We start from the raw sequence: 17,735 nt of genomic DNA on the forward strand, positions 1-17,735 counted from the left end.
TTCCGGTGTCGAGGACGGGCGCGGTACCGCGTCACTGCCTCGCCTGCCAGAACGAGAGGAGAGTCAGCGCTCCTATGGATCGAGCTGTGCGGTGAGCTCGCCGACCGGGAGGTCGTCCTTCAGTCGCTGAATCGTCGCTTCGAGCTCTTCGGCCGCCGATCGATCGAGCCGTGTCTCGGCGCACTCGAAGAACTTGTCACGAAGACGCTCCTCGCTCAACGGGTTGTTCGGGCTGCCGGGTGCGTATTGCTCTCGGGCGGTGAGTTCGTCGCCAGCGGTCGTCTGAACGCGTACGGTCGCCCCGTAGCCGGCGAAGTCGTCACCGAACAGGTCGTCCTCGAACGCGCGCTCGACCTTGTCGATCGTCGCCCGGGTCTGAGGATCGGTAACGTACTCGTCGGTGAACTCGTGAATACCGGCCTCGCCCTCCCGGAGGATGGCCGCGAGACAGAACTCGATCGAGAACTTCGCCTGGAGGGCGTTCTCCGGCTGTGCGTGTATGAGCATCTCGGAAGCGGCATCCTCGAGGGAAACGGTGATCCGATCGACCGTTTCCGGCGTCAGATCGTGTTCCAGCACCAGGTTACGCATGGCATCCATCGCCGCGTGGGTGATGACGCCGGACGGATACGGCTTGTACCCGATGTCCGTGACGTTCCACGATTCGCCCAGCCCCTCCGTGATCTCCGCCGGATCGTAGCCGTCGTGCATCGTCATCACCTCCCCGTAGCCGAGGTCGCCTTCGAAGACGGCTTCGTCGGCGGTAAATCCCTCGTCGGCGAGCAGTGTCGATCTCACGCCCATCTCGGCGGCATGCCCCGCGTGTAACGGTTTCGTCATCGATCCGAAGTTCTTCTTCAACGACGACGAGAGGGAAGCGGCGATTCCGAACGCGTGCACGAGCGCGGTCCGGTCGAGATCCAGAACCGAGCCGGCAGCAGCGACCGCTCCGAACGTACCGATCGTGCCCGTCGCATGCCACCCGTTCCGGTAGTGTTCGGGGTAGGTACTGTGGCCGACTCTGAACGCCACCTCACAACCGACGACGTAGCCGGTCAGGAGGTCCCGAGTCGTCGTATCGATGGACTCCGCAGCGGCGAGCGAAGCGGCGAAGACCGGTGAAGTCGGATGGATGACGATCGATTCGAACGTGTCGTCGTAATCGATCGCGTGCCCGAACGCGCCGTTGGCCAGAGCAGCACCGGGAACGCTCGCCGTCCCTCGGCAGAAGACGGTGCTCTGGTCGCCGGAGGCGCTACGATCGACGTAGGCGGAGATTCGGTCCCCGACGTCGTGATGCGACCCGTAGAGTGCGACCCCGATGTAGTCCCGAATCGCCGTTTGGGAGTGATCGATGGCGTCGGTCGTGATGTCCGAAAACGTAGTCTCAGCCGTGAAGTCGGCTAGCAGCGCTGTCTCAGCCATGATTCCACGTATGAGATCGCAAGTATATAAATCAAGTTGGTGAACAGGATCGGTTACTGTGGGGAGTTGAGCAGGTTCAGTTCGAGTTCGTTGGCGAACCCGAGGATGAGATCCGGGAGTTCCTCCCCGTAGAGGTCCCCCTTCAGCCGATGGGCCGGAGCCGAGACACTGAACGCGCCGAGAACGGAATCGTGGGGCGTCATGACTGGAACTCCGACGGCTCGGAGCCCCTTGATCGATTCACCGTCGTTGAACGCCACGCCGACGGATCGGATCCGTTCGAGCTCGTCGTACAGTTCCTCGCGGTCGGTGATCGTCTCGGCCGTTTCCGCGGGCAGTCCCCAGCGGTCGATGATCTCCTCCACGCGGTCATCGGGGAGGTATGCGAGGATCGCTTTGCCTGCAGCACTGGAGTGGAGATACCGACGCTTGCCGGTATAGCGGTCTATCTGAACCGAGTGTTGGCTGATCTCGGTGTGGAGGTAGATGCCACGCCCGCCGTTTTCGACGACGAACTGCGCGCGTTCGTCCACCTCCTCGACCAATCGCGAGACCATTTCGATCGCCAACCGGTATCCCCTCCGACTGTTCCGGATATGGCCGCCGATCGTGAGAAAGCGCATACCGACCCGGTACTCGTCACCTTCTTTCCGTGCGTAGCCCAGCTGCTCGAGGGTTACGAGGTGTTTGTGGATGGTACTCGGTGCGAGATCGAGATGCGTGGCGAGTTCGTGAACACGGGCCCCGTTCAGTTCCTGAAGGGCGTGAACGATTTCGTAGGACCGTTCGACGGAAGCCACCGTCGTTCTGGATGTGCCGGCCATGCCAGGTGAAAACACACACAGGCATATATAATTCACTATTCGTGAATCGAAGTCTGCGTGAACGAACCACGATTCTGCTCAGGATTCGGGACTGTTATCGGACATACGTATCTGAGACGGCGTGGGTTCAACGGATCTTCGCGAAACAACCGGACACCGTGGGTCTGTTCGCCGGTAGAGCACCCCCCCGATGCGAATTTTCGGCTCATTCGACGGGACATCGGTATTCGAACCGGTCGGGTAAACAGGCCTCTCGTCTATGGGAACCATGCGTCAGTACTCCCATTCGAGAACCGTGTACGCGCGGTTCTCCGATCTGATACACGGAAGTTATTACATGCGTACGGATGTAAACTCATCCGGGCCAAAGAGCGAAAGATCTATACGTACCCGGCGGTTATTCTGGCCTGTTAGATTCTTCTTTCTCGTATTGTTGATATTACAAACCAGCGAGGCGAGTTGGGGACCACGGACTTGGGGAAGACCGGCTAGTGCATTTCGCAGGAGTGAATCAGTCGACGCCGCGCGTCTCCCGACTGCTATCCTGCCTAGTGGGTTCGAGAGAACGGGAACCACCTCGGATGGAGGAAAACGGCTCGATCCATCGTAGTACATGAGGAGCGTTAACTCGGTGCAGTACCAACTACGAGTATGTCACGTTACGAAGCTTCCTTCGAGATCGACTCGAAAACCGACTCGTACGCCGCTCAGCGCATCCTAGAGAAAGTATACGACACGATTCGAGAAGAATCGCGGAGCGTTCGTGAAGGCACAGACGACGCGACTGTGCTTCTTCAAGAGTTCAAAACGCTTCGAGACGCAGCGAAGCACTCAACGGCGGGCGAACTGACGATCACCTACGAGCAATACGACCGCGAATTCGACGACTAAGGGCACGACGATACGTTCCGTTGTGAGACCTCCCTGTGGATTCGATAGGGTACTCAAAACAGCAGGCCCGGTCACTCTCCGGTCGACGTCGAGACGATCGAACGGGCCTCACACTCCGGGCACTGATCGTGATGGATGTGAAAGCGTGCGTCACACGCCTGACACCGGTAGTTCGTGTCCTCTTGGGCAGTCTCCGTTGCCGTCCGCTTGACCCGTTCGACCTGCCTGCCGATCCGTTTGAACAATCCCATTTGTCTCTTAGAAGGAGGCCCACGAGGGCAATAAGCGTTGGCTGGATCGTCGGCTGAAAGTTCGTGTCTGAGCGATCGAATTGTACAGATCAACCACCCGTAACGCTTGGGGACGAACGGTTACCGGAAGAGATCGAATCGAACACTTGGGTCGGCCACACTACAGCATGGAGCATTCATCTCCGAGATCTGTACTTCGGTGAAAACCCTTATGCCCAGACACAAGCTATCTTCGTAGATGGGAGATGTTTTCGTCGGGAGCCTCATGTCTTCGCCGGTGTACACCGTGGGCACCGAGACGTCGCTTCGCGATGCTGGAAGGACGATGCTCAATCACGGTATCGGCTCGGTCATCGTCGTCGGCGACGACGATCGACTCGAAGGAATTCTCACTGCGACTGATTTCATCAGAATCATCGCAGAAGGAGACCCCGATCCGAACGCGATCGTTGGCACATCTATGAGTTCGGACGTCACCACGACCACCGCGAACGAATCCATCCGTAGCGTTGCGGATCTGATGCTCGAATATGGCTTCCACCACGTTCCAGTCGTCGACGAAGGACGGGTCATCGGTGTCATCACGACGACGGACCTGACAGCATATCTCTCGAGTTGAGAGGAAGCGAGTCTATCCGAGCCGATCAACAGGGAACACGAGTCGTCAGTGGATGGTAACGAGAAGAGTGCATTTCTTCCGGGATTTTCACACCCCTAGTCACGTCTCCTGCTACGGGTTATAACGCTCGGTCGATCGGTTGATGTAGATACCAGTGCTTTTCCCCGTAAGAGTCTCTTCTCGGTATGTCCTTCTCTTTGACTTCTCTGGCAGCCCAGGGGCTGGTCTCGACGCCAGTGACTGTCGAGGTGCTCGTCGTTTTCGCGCTCGTTCTCTTTGCGACTGAACGGTTCCCGATCGACGTCATCGCCATTCTGGTGATGGTTCTGTTGACGAGCGTCATCAGCAACAACGCGAGCGTCGTGTTGATGATTCCGGTGGCTGCCAGCGCCGCCCAATCGATCGGTGCGAACGCGTTCGCGTTCGTCTCGCCGTTACGTTCGCGGCCTCCACGGCGTTTATGACGCCCGTGGGCTATCAGACGAGTCTCGTCGTCTACGGACCCGGTGGTTAGACGTTCTCCGACTTCATTCGCATCGGTGCACCGTTACAGCTGCTTGTCGGTCGTCACCGTCCTCGAAATCGCGTTCGTCCGGGGAGTCCGCGTGTGAGTGAGGACGAACGCGCCTCGACGAAGTACCGACGCTCGCTGGAGAGGGATCTCTCGTCCTCTGTAGGCCCAGCGGGAGTACGCCACACGATTCCCCTACCAGGCGGTCGCCTACGACACGTCGTTACCACTCGAAGGGAAGTTCCGAGAAAACTGAACTGTTACCGGTCGTCACCGCGCGGTGACGGTCGGTGTCTTAGGCGCGGACGACGTTCGTCGCGCGGGGGCCCTTGGGGGCCTGTTCGATGTCGAATTCGATATCCGTCCCTTCTTCGAGGTCAGCGCCGCCAACGTCCTCCATGTGGAAGAACACGTCGTCGTCCGCATCCTCGGTGGAAATGAAACCGTAGCCGCCAGTTTGATTGAAGAAATCAACCGTACCGTTTGCCATTACAAACAAACGTAGCCCCCTGCCACGGATAACGCTTCCGAGGGTCGCGGTACCACGACCCGACATCGGCGAACGGGCGCTCCGAATCGGGGTGGACGTGCTTACCCGGGCGATCATCGACTGCCGGGGCTAGCCCGGTCAGTACTCCGATCGACGACTCATAGACACGGGGGATCATACAGCCCCGTCTAACACGGTCGTGATCCACCTTCGCCGGACTAGACGTCTCGACCCGGTCCTATGCGAAGTCGGCGATGACCGCACCGACGAGCTGTTGGAGCACGTAGTAGGTGACGATCACCACGACGACCATCGCGGAGCGATACGCGAACGCGATCAGCAGCGCGATACCCAGGTTCTTCAGCCCGGCGGTGAAGAACAGCGGGAGGTAGGTCGATCGGTCGATCCCCATGGCGGCGCTCGCGGCCCGGACGGCGACGAATCCGACGCCGAGCAGCGACACGACGAGCGCCCCGACGACGCCGAAACTCGCCGGGTCGATCGCCCCGACGTCGACGCTCGCGATGCTTGAGTAGATGAGACACAGGATGGCGAGGCCCGACCCCCGGTCGACGGCGGCGTCACCGATCACGTGCTCGGGGAGGGCGATCACGAGGACGAGGCCGCCGAGGACGATCACCAGGAGGTCGACCACCATGGTTTCGACCGGGAGCGCAACCCGGCGATCGAGAAGCGACGAGAGGACGAACGGGGTGAGCAGGGGCGCAACGGCGAGCGAACTGATCGAGACGAGCGCGGCCAGTTCCGAATCGCCCCCGGCGAGCCGGGTCCAGATGATCGCGCTCCCGGCGGTCGTCGGCGCGGCGAGGACGATCGCCATCCCGATCAGGGCGTCGCCGGTCAGGACCGCGTCGGCGATCCGGATCCCGCCGAACGGCAGGAGGACGTACGAGACGGCCAGCGAACAGAGGATCACGAGCCCGTACGAGCGGTACTCGACGGTCGCGACGCTGATCCCGCGAAGCGAGCCGTACACCAGAAAGATCACCAGCGGCGTGACGAGCACGTCGGCGTACCGACCCGGCCCCGGCACGAGGACGCCGAGGACGACCGCAGCGAGAACCAGCCCGACGTTCTCGAACCGCCGGGCCCGACCGACGTACCGATGCCACGTCTCGTTCACGTATCGTCTCTCTCGTCCCGTGTCGTTCATACTCGGTCATACCTCCATCGGTCGTTGACAGAGCGGGACTCGCTCGCGCTGTGGCCCGTCACATCAGGGACGTGCCGTTGGATGTCCTCTGACCGACGGTATCACGACCACGGGTGGATCGAAGTAGTGAACCATTCTGTCCTCAAGGAGAACGGTACGGCGAGAGAAACCGGCGACGCTATGGCGAGGTGGAAGCGAGATCGGCAGATCCGACAGGGAGGACCGAAGTCGGACCGCCGTGACGCAGTGATTGGCAGACGATGCGTGGTTGCCGCGCGATACCGTAGTTAGCGTACGATTCCAGTCCGTCGGGTTGTTGTGTCGGTCTCGTTCGATGTATCGGTGTACCGTGGTGGTTGGTGGACGATTCGATCGCGGGTACCCACCGCGCTTCGAACGGGGCGGCGGGTGTGTGAGGTAGTATAGCACACAGCATAATAAGGGTTTCTGATAGCTGGACAACTACTCCCGTCGCCGATCCAGCGGGTGGACGTTTTTATGTCCCCTCTCCGACGGTACCGACGGGATGGCACGAACCCTCTTCGACCGGAAACCGGACGATCGGATCGAGGTGCTCGCGCCCGACGGGAGCGTCCTCGCGCCGGGACTCGTTCCCGACCTCGGATCCGATTGGCTGGCGGCGATGTACCGCGACATGCGCTTCTGCCGGCGGTTCGACGAGCGCATGATCAGCCTCCAGCGACAGGGTCGGCTGGGGACCTACTCCTCGTTGGCGGGCCAGGAGGGCTCCCAGATCGGAAGCACGTATGCGCTGGCGGACGACGACGTGATCTCCTATCAGTACCGCGAACACGGCGCGCTCGTCGCCCGCGGGATGCCCTGGGAGTACCTGCTGTACTGGATGGGCCACGAGGCGGGCAACGCCGCGCTCGCGGATCTCGACGTATTCCCGCTGAACATCACCATCGGCGACCACCTTCCCCATGCCGTCGGCTGGGCGTGGGCCGCGAAACTCGCCGGTGACGACCGCGCGACAGTCGCGCACTTCGGGGACGGCGCGACCAGCGAGGGCGACTTCCACGAGGCGCTGAATTTTGCAGGGGTGTTCGACACGCCCGCCGTCTTCGTCTGCAACAACAACGGGTGGGCGATCTCGATCCCCAGGGAGCGCCAGACGGCGAGCGAGACGCTCGCGGTGAAGGCGAGCGCCTACGGCTTCGAGGGCGTGCAGGTGGATGGCATGGACCCGCTGGCGATGTACGCGGTGACGCGCGCCGCCCGCGAGAAGGCGCTCGATCCCGCCGAGGGCGAGGCCCGCCCGACGCTGATCGAGGCGGTCCAGTACCGCTACGGCGCGCACACGACCGCCGACGATCCATCGAACTACCGCGACGACGAGGAGGTCGAGCGGTGGAGAGAGCGCGACCCGATCGACCGGTTCGAGGCGTACCTCCGAAGCGAAGGAGTGCTCGACGACGGACGGATCGAGGAGATCGAAGGGGGGATCGAGGAGTCGATCACGGGACTCGTCGACCGGGCCGAGGAGTTCGTGAGCGACCCGGCCGAGATGTTCGAACACGCCTTCGAGGAGCCGACCCCGCGCCTCGCGGAGCAACGCGAGTACCTCCAGGGGCTGCGCGAGCGGTACGGCGACGAGGCGCTACTGGCCGACGAGTAGCGGCATCACGTCCGTTAGTCGTCCGCGATCGCCTCGACGGCCTCGCGAACCTCGTCGACGAGCAGGGCGAAATCCGGGTTCTCGCCCGATCGAACCCACCGGTAGACGACCGTTCCCTCGGAATCGAGGACGAACACCGCACGCTCGGCGACGGACATCACGTCGTAGAAGCCCTCGAGGACGACGTCGTATCTCCGGATTGCCTCGTGCTCGAAGTCACTCAGTAACGGAAAGGTGAGCCCCTCCTGGCGGATGAACTCGTTCTGGGCGAACGGGAGGTCGGTGCTGATCCCGTAGACGCTCGCGTCGACCGCATCGAAGGCGCTCAGGGAATCGCGAAAGGTACAGAGCTCCTCGGTACAGCCGCTCGTGAACGCCGCCGGGAAGAAGGCGAGGACCACCGGGCCCTCTCCCAAATGCTCCGAGAGGGTGAACTCGCCGACGTCGTTGTACGCCTCTCCGCCGGCGATCGGGACCGTGAAATCGGGGGCTGGCTGGCCTTCCTCGACCATGGTACTCCATCCGCGAGTCGGCTCTTAGGGTTGGCGGTGGCGACGGATCGAGACGGGGGTCCGAACGCTTAAGCGACGAGCGAGTCATTCCGTGCCATGAAATTCGGCGTCTACGTCAATCCCCAGACGGCCGCGAGCGAGACTGGTCGGGAGCTCCGCGAGGGGATGATCCGGATCGCGAAGACGGCCGAGGCGGCCGGGTTCGACCAGGTGATGGCGGGCCAGCACTACCTCTCGGATTTCACGCAGCTACAGCTCCTGCCCTTCCTCGGGCGCCTCACCGGCGAACTCGAGGGGATGGAGATCGCGACCGGGATCGTCCTCCTGCCCTTCTACCACCCCGTCGAGATCGCAGAGCAGGTGGCGACCATCGACGCGCTCCACGACGGCCCGACGGCGTTCGGCGTCGGCGCGGGCTACCGCGACGCCGAGTTCGAGGCGTTCGGGATCCCGAAGGCCGAACGCGTCCCCCGCCTGATCGAGGGCCTGAAACTCGCTCGACGGCTGCTGACCGAGGAAAACGTCACCCACGACGGGGAGTTCTACGCCGTCGAGGACGCCGCGATCCCGATCCGGCCCGAGGAGCCCATACCCGTTTGGCTCGCCGCGAACGCAGACCGGGCCGTCGAGCGGGCCGCCCGCCTCGCCGACGCGTGGCTGGTCAACCCCCACGCGACGGTCGGGGAGATCGCGGACCAGAAGGCGCAGTGGTACGACCCGATCCGCGAGGAGCGCGGGGAAAGTTCGGAAGTCCCGGTGATCCGCGAGGCGTTCGTCGCGCCGACCCATGAGGAAGCCGTCGGAATCGCCCGCGAGCACCTCGAAGAGAAGTACCGGCGGTACGTCTCGTGGGGACAGGACGAGGCGATGGAGGACGCGAACGACCTCCACCGGCCGTTCGAGGACCTCGCCGAGGACCGGTTCGTGCTCGGCACCCCGGCGGAGGTCTGTGCGGCGCTCGAACGCTACGAGGAGGACCTTGACGCGAGCCACGTCGTCGTGCGCTCGCACTGGCCCGGTCTCCCCTACGAGCGGGCCTGCGAGTCGATCGAACTGATGGGCGACGAGGTGCTCCCGAACGTCTAGGGGCCGGTCCGCACGAGGACATCGACGACCGAGATCCCATCACTACCGACGAGCACGGGATTCAGGTCGAGTTCGTCGATTTCCGGAGCGCTCGCGCCGACCGCGAGGTCGCCCACGCGGCTCACGAGTTCCGTGAGGGAATCGACATCGCCCGGCGGTCGGCCGCGATAGCCCGAGAGGAGATCGAAGAGCGGAGTTCTGGCGATCGCCTCGCGGACCTCGTCGGGATCCACCGGGGGAAGCAGCGTCACGCCCGCGCCGGGACCGAACAGTTCGACGAGTTCGCCGCCCGGTGCGACCGTCAGCACGGGGCCGAACCCCTCGTCACGTGAGACGCCCACCAGGACCTCGGTGGACGAGTCGAGGTTCGCCTGTTTTTGGACGAGCACGCCCTCGATCTCGGCCGCGTCGTCCGTGTACTCGCGGGCGTTTGTCACGACCTCCGTGTAGCGCTCGGCCGCGTTTTCGGGTGCGACGCCGACGGCGACCGCCCCCGCGTCGCTGCGGTGGGGGAGGTCGCGGGAATCGACCTTCAGGACGACCGGGCCATCCATCGCTTCCGCGTGGTCGACCGCTTCCTCGGGACTCGTCGCGAGGCGCGTCTCGACCGGGGAGATCCCGCCCGATTCGAGCAGTCGTGATCCTTCGTCCCACGTCAACACCCGCTCGGCGGGGAGCGCCGGCGTCTCGACTCTCGGGACCTCGGTCAGCGACCGCGTCGACTCTCGCTCTGTCCGCTCGCCGAAGCGGACCAACGAGGCCAGCGCGTCGAGACACCGGCCAGGGTCGTAGTACAGCGGCGTCTCCCGGCGCACCCGATCGTAGGGCAGCGGCGACCCATCCCCGGGTTCGGGCTCCTTCCGTCCGGTCCAGAGGAAGAGGACGGGATCGTCGGCCATGTCTCTGACTCGGAGCATGGCGTCGGCGATGTCCTCGGCGCGCTCGCCGACCGCGGGCAGTCCGACCGCGAAGACGTAGGCGTCGAAATCGTCGTCGGCGAACAGGACCTCCGCGATCTCGGGGAGGACGTCCGCGCCGTACCCCCGAATGTCGGCGGGGTTGTGCATCGCGCCGAAGGTCAGCAGGTCCTCCATGTCCAACAGCGCCTGCTCGGTTTCTCCCGCAAGCGGCGGGAGCGAGAGGTCGCGCTCGGCGGCCATGTCCGCGAGCAGGCTGGCGAGGCCGCCGCTGGTCGAGGCCAGACAGACGTTCGCGCTCTCGGGCGGGTCGAACGCCGTGTGGACCCGCGATCTGCCGAGTAGATCGGGGATGTCGGGGACGCGCTCGATTCCGGCATGCTCGAAGGCGGCGTCCCACGCGGCGGTGTCACCCGTCACCGACCCCGTGTGCGAGAGCGAGGCCTGCTCGGCGACGTCGGACCTACCGACCTTCGTGGCGAGCACGGGCGTTCCCCCCCGTACCGCCGCGCCCGCGCTCTCGACGAACCGCCGGGGGTCGTCGACCCCCTCGATGTAGGCGCAGACGACGTCGACGCGCTCGGAGCCGGCCATGAACCCGACGTAATCCGCCATCGAGAGGCTCGCCTCGTTGCCGGTGGCGACGATATAGGAGAAATCGATGTCCTCGTCTGCGGCCCGCTCGTAGAAGGTCGTAAAGGCGAGCGCGCCCGACTGGCTCACCAGCCCGATCGACCCTTTTCCGGGCTTTCGCGAGCACGTCGAGGTGATCACCGTCTCGTCGTGGGTGTTCGCGAGGCCGATCGTGTTCGGCCCGCAGATCGCCATTCCGTACTCCTCTGCGAGTTCGCCCAACCGCTCCTCGAGTGCCGCACCCTCCGCGTCGGCCTCGGCGAACCCGGCGGTGATGACCAGCGCGCTCGGAACGCCCATCCCGCCGGCGTCCTCAACGACGCCGAGGACGTACTCCCGGGGGACGCTTACCACCACCAGATCGACGACCGCCGGCACGTCGGTGATCGAGTCGTGACACGGCGCGCCCCACGCCTCCTCGCGGCCCGGATTCACGTAGTAAACGTCGCCGTCGTAGCCGTATTCCTGAAGATTTTCGACCAGGTTCGAGGAGTACCACGAGTCGGGACTCGCGCCGACGACCGCGATCGAGTCGGGCGCGAGAAGCGCGTCCATCCGCTCGGAGTTCATACTCGACCGTCCGAAGCCGCCACCATAACTCCTCTCCTCGCCCGCGCTCCGGACCGACGGTGGCGATAGGGATTCTCGGTAGAAACCAGAGACTCCAGATGAGCGAACCAGCCGCTGTGGTTCGAACGACTGGCGAAACAACGATAATCGGCAACGAGACTCCCTAGAGCGAGCGACTCGCCGTCGACGCTCCCGGCGGTCCAGTGGCCGAACGCGCCGGCCCCGCTCCCACGGCCATCGCCGACCCTCCCATCGGCGCCGCCCCAGACCGGCGATGGAACGCACGTCCCGGTCCGGGGATTGCGCTTTTCGCAACGCAGGCGGAAATGACTAAGATTTAAGTAGAACAACCCCCTCGTTCATACTGCCTTCGCCAGACCCGACGCTCGTGTGGGCACGTCAGGTTCTCGCCGCGACCATGAGTGGAAGGGAATGGCGTAGGTGTCAGAGGCACTACTTCTTACTCCCCGTCCCTTCCGAATTCCCAAATGCGTTCCATCGGCATAAGCGTTGCTGATACCGTACTATCAGTTGCGGATTACGCATCGATACGAAGGCAGGGCGTTTATTCAACAGTATTTATTCGTCATTTATGTCTCTCGCCGACGCCGATTTTTTTTTCGTCAGAATCTAGTTTGAAGTAGTTGAACGGCTGGCTGTACGAGCCGGTGACGATGTCGGACGTATGGATGGTCATCTCCAACTCGTTGAGCGCCTCGGTGATCGCGCCGAGGTCGCGCGTCCCGACGGCGACGACCTCGACCACGAGGTTCCGCTCGCCGGTGAGCATCTCGCGGACGCTCACGACGCCGTTGATCTCCAGGGCCTCCCGTGCCCGCTGACTCCGTTCGGAGGCGGAGACGGTGCAGACGAACTGGACGTGAAGCGGGAAGCCCGCGCGTTCGTAGTCGATCTGTGGCCCGTACCCCTCGATGATCCCGGCGTCCTCGAGCTGTCCGATCCGGTTGCGGACGGTGCTCGGCGAGACGCCGACCTCCGCGCTGATCTCGTCGTGGGTCGTGGTGCGCGCGTTCTCCTGGAGCATGTACAGGATGCCCCGGTCGACCTCGTCCAGAAGGAGCCGTTCGTCCTTCTCCCTGACCATGCCCGCCAATCGGGACGGACGGACAAGGATGTTTGGCCGCCCGGTCGATCCACCGACGACCCGACCTACGGGCGCGTCGACTCCCGGGCGAGCAGCCACAGCGAACACAGGAAGGCGAGCGCGACCGCGCCGGCGACGATGGCGAAGGCGACCCGGTAGCCGAACTCGGTGTAGACGACCGTGCCGCCGACGACGTCGCCCGTTCTGTAGGCGTCCAGCGCCACGCCCATCGCCGTCGGGAAGACGGTCGCGCCGACGAACCCGGCGGTGTTGACGGTCGCGGTGGCGACGCCGCTGGCGTCGGGCGGGTACCGCTCCTTGACGACCGAGAGGGCGAGCACCGCCGAGCCGACGAGGAATCCACAGAGAAAGTAGATCCCGGCGACGACCGAAAGCGGCGGTCGACCGACGACCGGAACGACCCCGAGCGCGAGCGCGAACAGCGCGAGGCCGACGCTCATGGGCAGGAGACGGCGTTCGATTCTATCGGAGAGCCAGCCGATCGCGGGCGGCCCGGCGAGCAGTCCGACCGACCCCAGCAGGGTGTAGTACGACGCGGTCGTCACGTCGAGGCCGTAGACGACCACGAGGTACGGCACGCCCCACAGGCCGATGAGCGTCAGAATCGTCCCCATGCCCGCGAAGAAGACGAACGAGAGGAGCCACTGGTCGCGGTCGCCCGCGAGCGCCCGCAGGTACGTGGCGGTTCCCGAGAGCGACACCGAGGGCTGTTCGGGGACGCCCTCGATGGGGTCGAGACCGGCGTCGGCGGGCGAACTCCGCGCGAGGGCGTAGACCGCGACGGCGGCGAGCAGGCCGACGGCCGCGAGTCCGAGTAGGGTTCGTCGCCAGCCGATCGTCGCGGCGGCGAGCGCGAGCGGCGTCGTCGCCAGTATCGCCCCGAGGCCGGCGACGCCGGCGGTCAGCCCCGTCATCGTCCCGAACTCATCAGTTCGAAACCAGTTCGCACAGAACCGGAGGATCGAGACGAAGATCACGCCGCTTCCCAGCCCGACCAGCCCCCGCGAGAGGAGCGCCACGAGGTAGCTCTCGCCCAGCGCGAACCCGACCGCGCCGACGCTCAGGACGGCCGCGCCGGCCGATCCGACGTGGCGGGGGCCGACCCGGTCAGCGAGCACGCCGGTCGGGATCTGGACGAGCGCGTAGACGAGGAAGAAGGAGGCGTGCAGCGTCCCCAACTGGGCGGCCGTCAGGCCGAAATCGGCGCTCAGACGCCCCGAGAGGACCGCCGTCGAGAGGCGGTGGAGGTTCACCAGCAGGAAGACCGTCGCGAGCGCCCCCCACGCGAGCCACCGGCGTCTCGTGGGGTCCGAGAGGACGTTCACTCCGGATACTCTCACGGACATCTCCTAAGCGTTGTGAAGGGGGTGACGAACGCCGGTTTCGAGCGCGGCGTCGACAGCGACTAAGTAGTATCGCGCCGTAGGCCGAAAGGCATGGCAGACAGTACCTTACAGGAGGAGCAGGCGCCGCTGAAGGAGGAGTACACGGAGAACCCCGAGGCCGCGAAGATCACGCTCTCGGCGACGGGCAGCGAGCAGGCGGACGTCCGCTCGTGCGACGTCGACATCGGGCGGGCGGTCTACGAGGCCGAACTCCACGAGGGCGCGGCGGGGCCGGGGACCGGCGCGTGTTCGGGCGACCTGCTGTTGGGGGCGCTCGCGGCGTGTTCACAGCTCACCGCCCAGGCGGTCGCCGACGCGTTCGACCTCGACGTCTCGATCGAGACGGAGGTGAGCGGCGACCTGGACCTGCGGGGGACGATGGGGATCGACGAGGACGTCCCGGTGGGGTTCGAGGGGATCCGGATGGACGTCACGGTCGACGGGGAGGTAGAGGAAGAAACCGCCGCGTCGCTCCAGCGCGCGACCGAGAAGTACTGCGTGGTGTACCAGACGCTCGCGAACGCGCCGACGATGGAGACGGACTGGCACTTCGAGTGAGCCGATACCGGCGGCTCCCGTCCGTGTGCGGGCTCACGACACGCGCGCCGATCGTCCGGACGTGACGGCGGAGGTGAATCTTTCGGCCGACGTCCGCTTACGATAACTAGACGAATCGTACACACAGCTATTTGATCCCCCGTGACGAACGGTCAACGAGCCTATCGTAATCCTCGTCATGGACAAACTCACCGATCTCCTCTTCGCGTCCGCCCTCGGTCTGGTCGTTCTCGCCCCCGTCGTAGACCGGATCAGCGCCGTCCACGTCGTGCTCGGGTACCTCTTCCTGGCGGTCATCGCGTTCAACCAGTACGACTTTCGCGTCCACGACGGGATCTCGCCGCTCTTCTCGCTGCAGGTCGGCCTGACCTTCGCGCTCGGCACCGTCCTCATCGTCCTGGTGGTCGGCGGCCTCGGGTTTCGCGTCCTCGAACTGGTGGCCGTCTTCGTCCTCCTGCTCGCGTTCGTCCTCGCGCGCGACGACCTTCGGGGCTACCTCCCGACGGCGGGGCCGTACGTCGCGGCGTTCGCCGTCCTGTTTGGGATCTTCCTCTCGCACGCCGCGGCGTACCCCGCGGGCTCGGGGCTGGGGCTGTTTCCCGTCTTCGCCGGGGTCGTGCTGTCGTTCAACTGCTTCGTCCTCCCTCGATACGTCTCCGTGGACGCCGTCTACTGGTCGACGGCCGCGATCGGGACCGCCGTCGTCGTCCTCGCCCTGCCGACGCTCGTCGTCGGCGACTACGGCTTCTGGCTGTTCGAGGTCCGCACCTGGGGCGGGAGCACGACGATCCCGGTTCTCGAACGGGAGGTCCCGATCGTGCGCTCGATCTTCGCGAACCCCAACACGCTCGGACTGCTGTTGTTCCCCGGCACGGTCGCCGCCTACGTCGCGACACACCGGACGCTCCGCTCGCGACCCCTTCTGACGATCCTGCCGGCGAGCGCGCTCCCGGTACTGGCGTTCGGCCTCTTCCTCTCGAACAGCCGCGCGAGCATGCTCGCGACCGCGGTCGCGATCGGCGTCTACACCCTCTCGGCGACCGACAGGCGGCTCCTGCCGGTGGCGCTGATCGCCATCGCCGTCGCCGTGCCGGCCTTCCTCGTGGCGATCTACTACTCGGTCATCCCGATCGACCCCGCCCAGCGCTTCACGCTGTGGCGGGCGGGCATCGAGGCGACCTACCACGACTCGGGCCTGTTCGGCCAGGGGATCGTCGGGACGCGGGAGGCGATCGCGCCGTATCTCGACGGCGGTGGCTCCGTCCACAACTCGTACCTCTCGATCTTCATCCGTGCCGGCATACTGGGCGGACTCGCGTACTGTCTGGTCGTCCTCGGCCCGCTCGTCCAGGGGATCGTCCGGTACGACCGGGTGGACGTCGGGATGCTCTCGCTCGCGGTCGGCTTCGCCGTCCACCAGCTGTTCGAAGCGTACACCGTCTACCAGTTCGGCCCGGGCGCGGTCCTCGGGGCGCTCGCGGTCGGCTACACCGTCGCGAGCATCGCCGGCGATCCAGCAACGGCCTCGAGCGGGGCCGACAGCGCCACGGCTCCCGGCGCCGATTCGCCCGTTTCGACCGACTCCTTCGGCTACGGAACGGAGGTACAGTACCGGGCCGAACGCCCCGACGAGCGGCCGTAGTCTGATCCGGCGCCCCAGCGTATCGGAGTGCTAGAGCCGATCGTCGACGTACGTCGTCGTGTGGCCGTTCGAGCGAAAGACCTCGTCCTCGAGCATTCGGCGGTGGAACGGGATCGTCGTCGGAACACCCTCGATTTCGGCCTCGCGGAGGACGCGTTTCCCCCGTCGAACGGCCTCCGAACGATCCGAACCGGTGACGACGAACTTCGCGATCATCGAGTCGTAGTACGGGCTGATGGCGTCGCCCTGATCCACGCCGTCGTCGACGCGGACGCCAAACCCGCGGGGCGGGCGGTACGTCTCCAAGGTGCCCGGCATCGGCGCGAACGATTCATCGGGGTTCTCGGCGTTGATGCGGAACTCGATGGCGACTCCACGGGAGTCGATGTCGTCCTGCGTGTAGGGCAGTTCCTCGCCGGCGGCGACCCGTAGCTGGCAGCCGACGAGGTCGATCCCCGTGACGGCTTCGGTGATGGTGTGTTCGACCTGGATCCGGGCGTTGACCTCGAGGAAGTAGAAATCGCCGTCCTGATAGAGGAACTCGACGGTCCCGGCGTTGACGTAGTCGTTCTCGGCGATGCCGCGGCGGGCGGCCTCACAGATCGCCGTTCGCTCCTCGTCGCTCAGTCCGGGCGCGGGCGTCTCCTCCATGAGCTTCTGCTGGCGGCGCTGGAGGGTGCAGTCGCGCTCGCCGAGGTGGATCGCGTTGCCGTGGGTGTCGGCGAGCACCTGCACCTCGATGTGGCGCGCGTCGTCGAGATACCGCTCGACGTAGACGTTCGGGTTGTCGAAGTACTCCCTGCCCTCGCGACGGGCCTCCTCGAAGGCCGCGTCGATCTCGCCTTCCGTGCGAACGACCTTCAGTCCCCGCCCGCCGCCCCCGCCCTCGGCCTTGATCGCGACCGGATAGCCGTGTTCCTCGCCGAACGCTCTCACCTCCTCGGCGTCGGCGACGGGGTCGGTCGTCCCGGGAACGATCGGGACGTCCGCCCGCGCCATGAGCGTGCGCGCACGAGTCTTCTCGCCGAAGTCGGCCATCACGTCGCTGGGCGGGCCGACCCAGGCGAACTCACTGTCCTCGACGGCGGCGGCGAAGGCGGCGTTCTCGGCGAGAAAGCCGTAGCCGGGGTGGATCGCGTCGACGCCCGCCTCCCGGGCGGCCCCGATGATCGCCTCCCGATCGAGGTAGCTCTCGCGGGCGACCGAAGCGCCGATATGTCGGGCTTCGGCCGCGAGCCGGACGTGTTTCGCCGTCTCGTCCGTGTCGCTGTAGACGGCGACCGGCGTCACGCCCGCGTCGTAACACGCCTGAATCACCCGCACGGCGATCTCTCCCCGGTTCGCGATCAGCACCCGGTCGAACATACCGTCCCTACACCGACCGGCGGTATAAGCACGCAGTTGTGGGTCCCGGATCGCCGAACCCATCGAGAGGACCCTCCCCTCGAATCGAGCGACGACATGCCGAAAAACCGGGGCTTC

Annotated in this window: 16 protein-coding genes and 1 pseudogene; 7 read left to right on the plus strand and 10 right to left on the minus strand. The window is 65.1% G+C overall.

What is annotated here, in order from left to right; translation table 11 throughout:
• Positions 1-72: 72 nt before the first annotated feature.
• On the minus strand, positions 73-1,425 hold the full coding sequence (locus QRT08_RS16030) for an MmgE/PrpD family protein (protein WP_286046983.1): 1,353 nt from the start codon (positions 1,423-1,425) through the stop codon (positions 73-75).
• A gap of 53 nt (positions 1,426-1,478) precedes the next feature.
• Positions 1,479-2,249: an IclR family transcriptional regulator gene (locus QRT08_RS16035; RefSeq protein ID WP_286046984.1), complete on the minus strand. Its 771-nt coding sequence runs from the start codon at positions 2,247-2,249 to the stop codon at positions 1,479-1,481.
• A gap of 651 nt (positions 2,250-2,900) precedes the next feature.
• Here QRT08_RS16035 and QRT08_RS16040 point away from each other — a divergent pair.
• The gene (locus tag QRT08_RS16040) at positions 2,901-3,140 is read left to right on the plus strand and encodes a hypothetical protein (RefSeq protein ID WP_286046985.1); all 240 of its coding nucleotides are present in this window, start codon (positions 2,901-2,903) and stop codon (positions 3,138-3,140) included.
• Between the two features lie 71 nt (positions 3,141-3,211).
• Here QRT08_RS16040 and QRT08_RS16045 read toward each other — a convergent pair whose 3' ends face one another.
• Entirely contained in the window at positions 3,212-3,391 is a 180-nt protein-coding gene (locus QRT08_RS16045) for a hypothetical protein (protein ID WP_286046986.1), read from the minus strand.
• Between the two features lie 238 nt (positions 3,392-3,629).
• Here QRT08_RS16045 and QRT08_RS16050 point away from each other — a divergent pair, with 238 nt between their 5' ends.
• Together QRT08_RS16050 and QRT08_RS16055 are read left to right on the plus strand one after the other, a co-directional pair.
• Positions 3,630-4,010: a CBS domain-containing protein gene (locus QRT08_RS16050; RefSeq protein WP_286046987.1), complete on the plus strand. Its 381-nt coding sequence runs from the start codon at positions 3,630-3,632 to the stop codon at positions 4,008-4,010.
• A 326-nt stretch (positions 4,011-4,336) separates the two neighbouring features.
• Positions 4,337-4,621: pseudogene (locus QRT08_RS16055) on the plus strand (anion permease); the annotation flags it as partial.
• A gap of 195 nt (positions 4,622-4,816) precedes the next feature.
• Here QRT08_RS16055 and QRT08_RS16060 read toward each other — a convergent pair.
• Both QRT08_RS16060 and QRT08_RS16065 read right to left on the minus strand, forming a co-directional pair.
• Complete coding sequence (locus tag QRT08_RS16060) at positions 4,817-5,011, minus strand: cold-shock protein (RefSeq protein WP_286046988.1); 195 nt, start codon at positions 5,009-5,011, stop codon at positions 4,817-4,819.
• Between the two features lie 238 nt (positions 5,012-5,249).
• The gene (locus tag QRT08_RS16065) at positions 5,250-6,185 is read right to left on the minus strand and encodes a bile acid:sodium symporter (RefSeq protein ID WP_286046989.1); all 936 of its coding nucleotides are present in this window, start codon (positions 6,183-6,185) and stop codon (positions 5,250-5,252) included.
• A gap of 526 nt (positions 6,186-6,711) precedes the next feature.
• Here QRT08_RS16065 and pdhA point away from each other — a divergent pair.
• Positions 6,712-7,824, plus strand: a complete 1,113-nt coding sequence (pdhA, locus tag QRT08_RS16070; protein ID WP_286046990.1) for a pyruvate dehydrogenase (acetyl-transferring) E1 component subunit alpha — start codon at positions 6,712-6,714, stop codon at positions 7,822-7,824.
• A 14-nt stretch (positions 7,825-7,838) separates the two neighbouring features.
• Here pdhA and QRT08_RS16075 read toward each other — a convergent pair whose 3' ends face one another.
• Positions 7,839-8,336: a redoxin domain-containing protein gene (locus QRT08_RS16075; RefSeq protein ID WP_286046991.1), complete on the minus strand. Its 498-nt coding sequence runs from the start codon at positions 8,334-8,336 to the stop codon at positions 7,839-7,841.
• Between the two features lie 96 nt (positions 8,337-8,432).
• Here QRT08_RS16075 and QRT08_RS16080 point away from each other — a divergent pair, with 96 nt between their 5' ends.
• Positions 8,433-9,422 carry an LLM class flavin-dependent oxidoreductase gene (locus tag QRT08_RS16080; protein ID WP_286046992.1) on the plus strand — a complete coding sequence of 330 codons (990 nt, stop codon included), beginning with the start codon at positions 8,433-8,435 and terminating at the stop codon, positions 9,420-9,422.
• Here QRT08_RS16080 and QRT08_RS16085 read toward each other — a convergent pair.
• The 3 genes from QRT08_RS16085 to QRT08_RS16095 all read right to left on the minus strand — a co-directional run bounded on the left by QRT08_RS16085 (position 9,419) and on the right by QRT08_RS16095 (position 13,993).
• The gene (locus tag QRT08_RS16085; protein WP_286046993.1) at positions 9,419-11,542 is read right to left on the minus strand and encodes an acetate--CoA ligase family protein; all 2,124 of its coding nucleotides are present in this window, start codon (positions 11,540-11,542) and stop codon (positions 9,419-9,421) included. The two genes, QRT08_RS16080 and QRT08_RS16085, sit on opposite strands and share 4 nt — an antisense overlap.
• 586 nt (positions 11,543-12,128) lie before the next feature.
• A complete protein-coding gene (locus QRT08_RS16090; protein WP_286046994.1) occupies positions 12,129-12,647 on the minus strand; it encodes an Lrp/AsnC family transcriptional regulator in 519 nt (172 codons plus the stop codon).
• 65 nt (positions 12,648-12,712) lie between these two features.
• Positions 12,713-13,993, minus strand: coding sequence for an MFS transporter (locus QRT08_RS16095; RefSeq protein WP_286046995.1), 1,281 nt, complete (start codon positions 13,991-13,993; stop codon positions 12,713-12,715).
• A 111-nt stretch (positions 13,994-14,104) separates the two neighbouring features.
• Between QRT08_RS16095 and QRT08_RS16100 the strand changes: the two genes are divergently transcribed.
• Together QRT08_RS16100 and QRT08_RS16105 are read left to right on the plus strand one after the other, a co-directional pair.
• Entirely contained in the window at positions 14,105-14,611 is a 507-nt protein-coding gene (locus QRT08_RS16100) for an OsmC family protein (RefSeq protein WP_286046996.1), read from the plus strand.
• A 178-nt stretch (positions 14,612-14,789) separates the two neighbouring features.
• Positions 14,790-16,253, plus strand: a complete 1,464-nt coding sequence (locus tag QRT08_RS16105; protein WP_286046997.1) for an O-antigen ligase family protein — start codon at positions 14,790-14,792, stop codon at positions 16,251-16,253.
• 30 nt (positions 16,254-16,283) lie between these two features.
• Here the strand turns inward: QRT08_RS16105 and QRT08_RS16110 are convergent, their stop codons facing one another.
• Entirely contained in the window at positions 16,284-17,618 is a 1,335-nt protein-coding gene (locus QRT08_RS16110; RefSeq protein ID WP_286046998.1) for an acetyl-CoA carboxylase biotin carboxylase subunit, read from the minus strand.
• Positions 17,619-17,735 lie beyond the last annotated feature (117 nt).

Origin of the sequence: Halalkalicoccus sp. NIPERK01 (assembly GCF_030287405.1) — an archaeon.
Lineage (GTDB): Archaea > Halobacteriota > Halobacteria > Halobacteriales > Halalkalicoccaceae > Halalkalicoccus.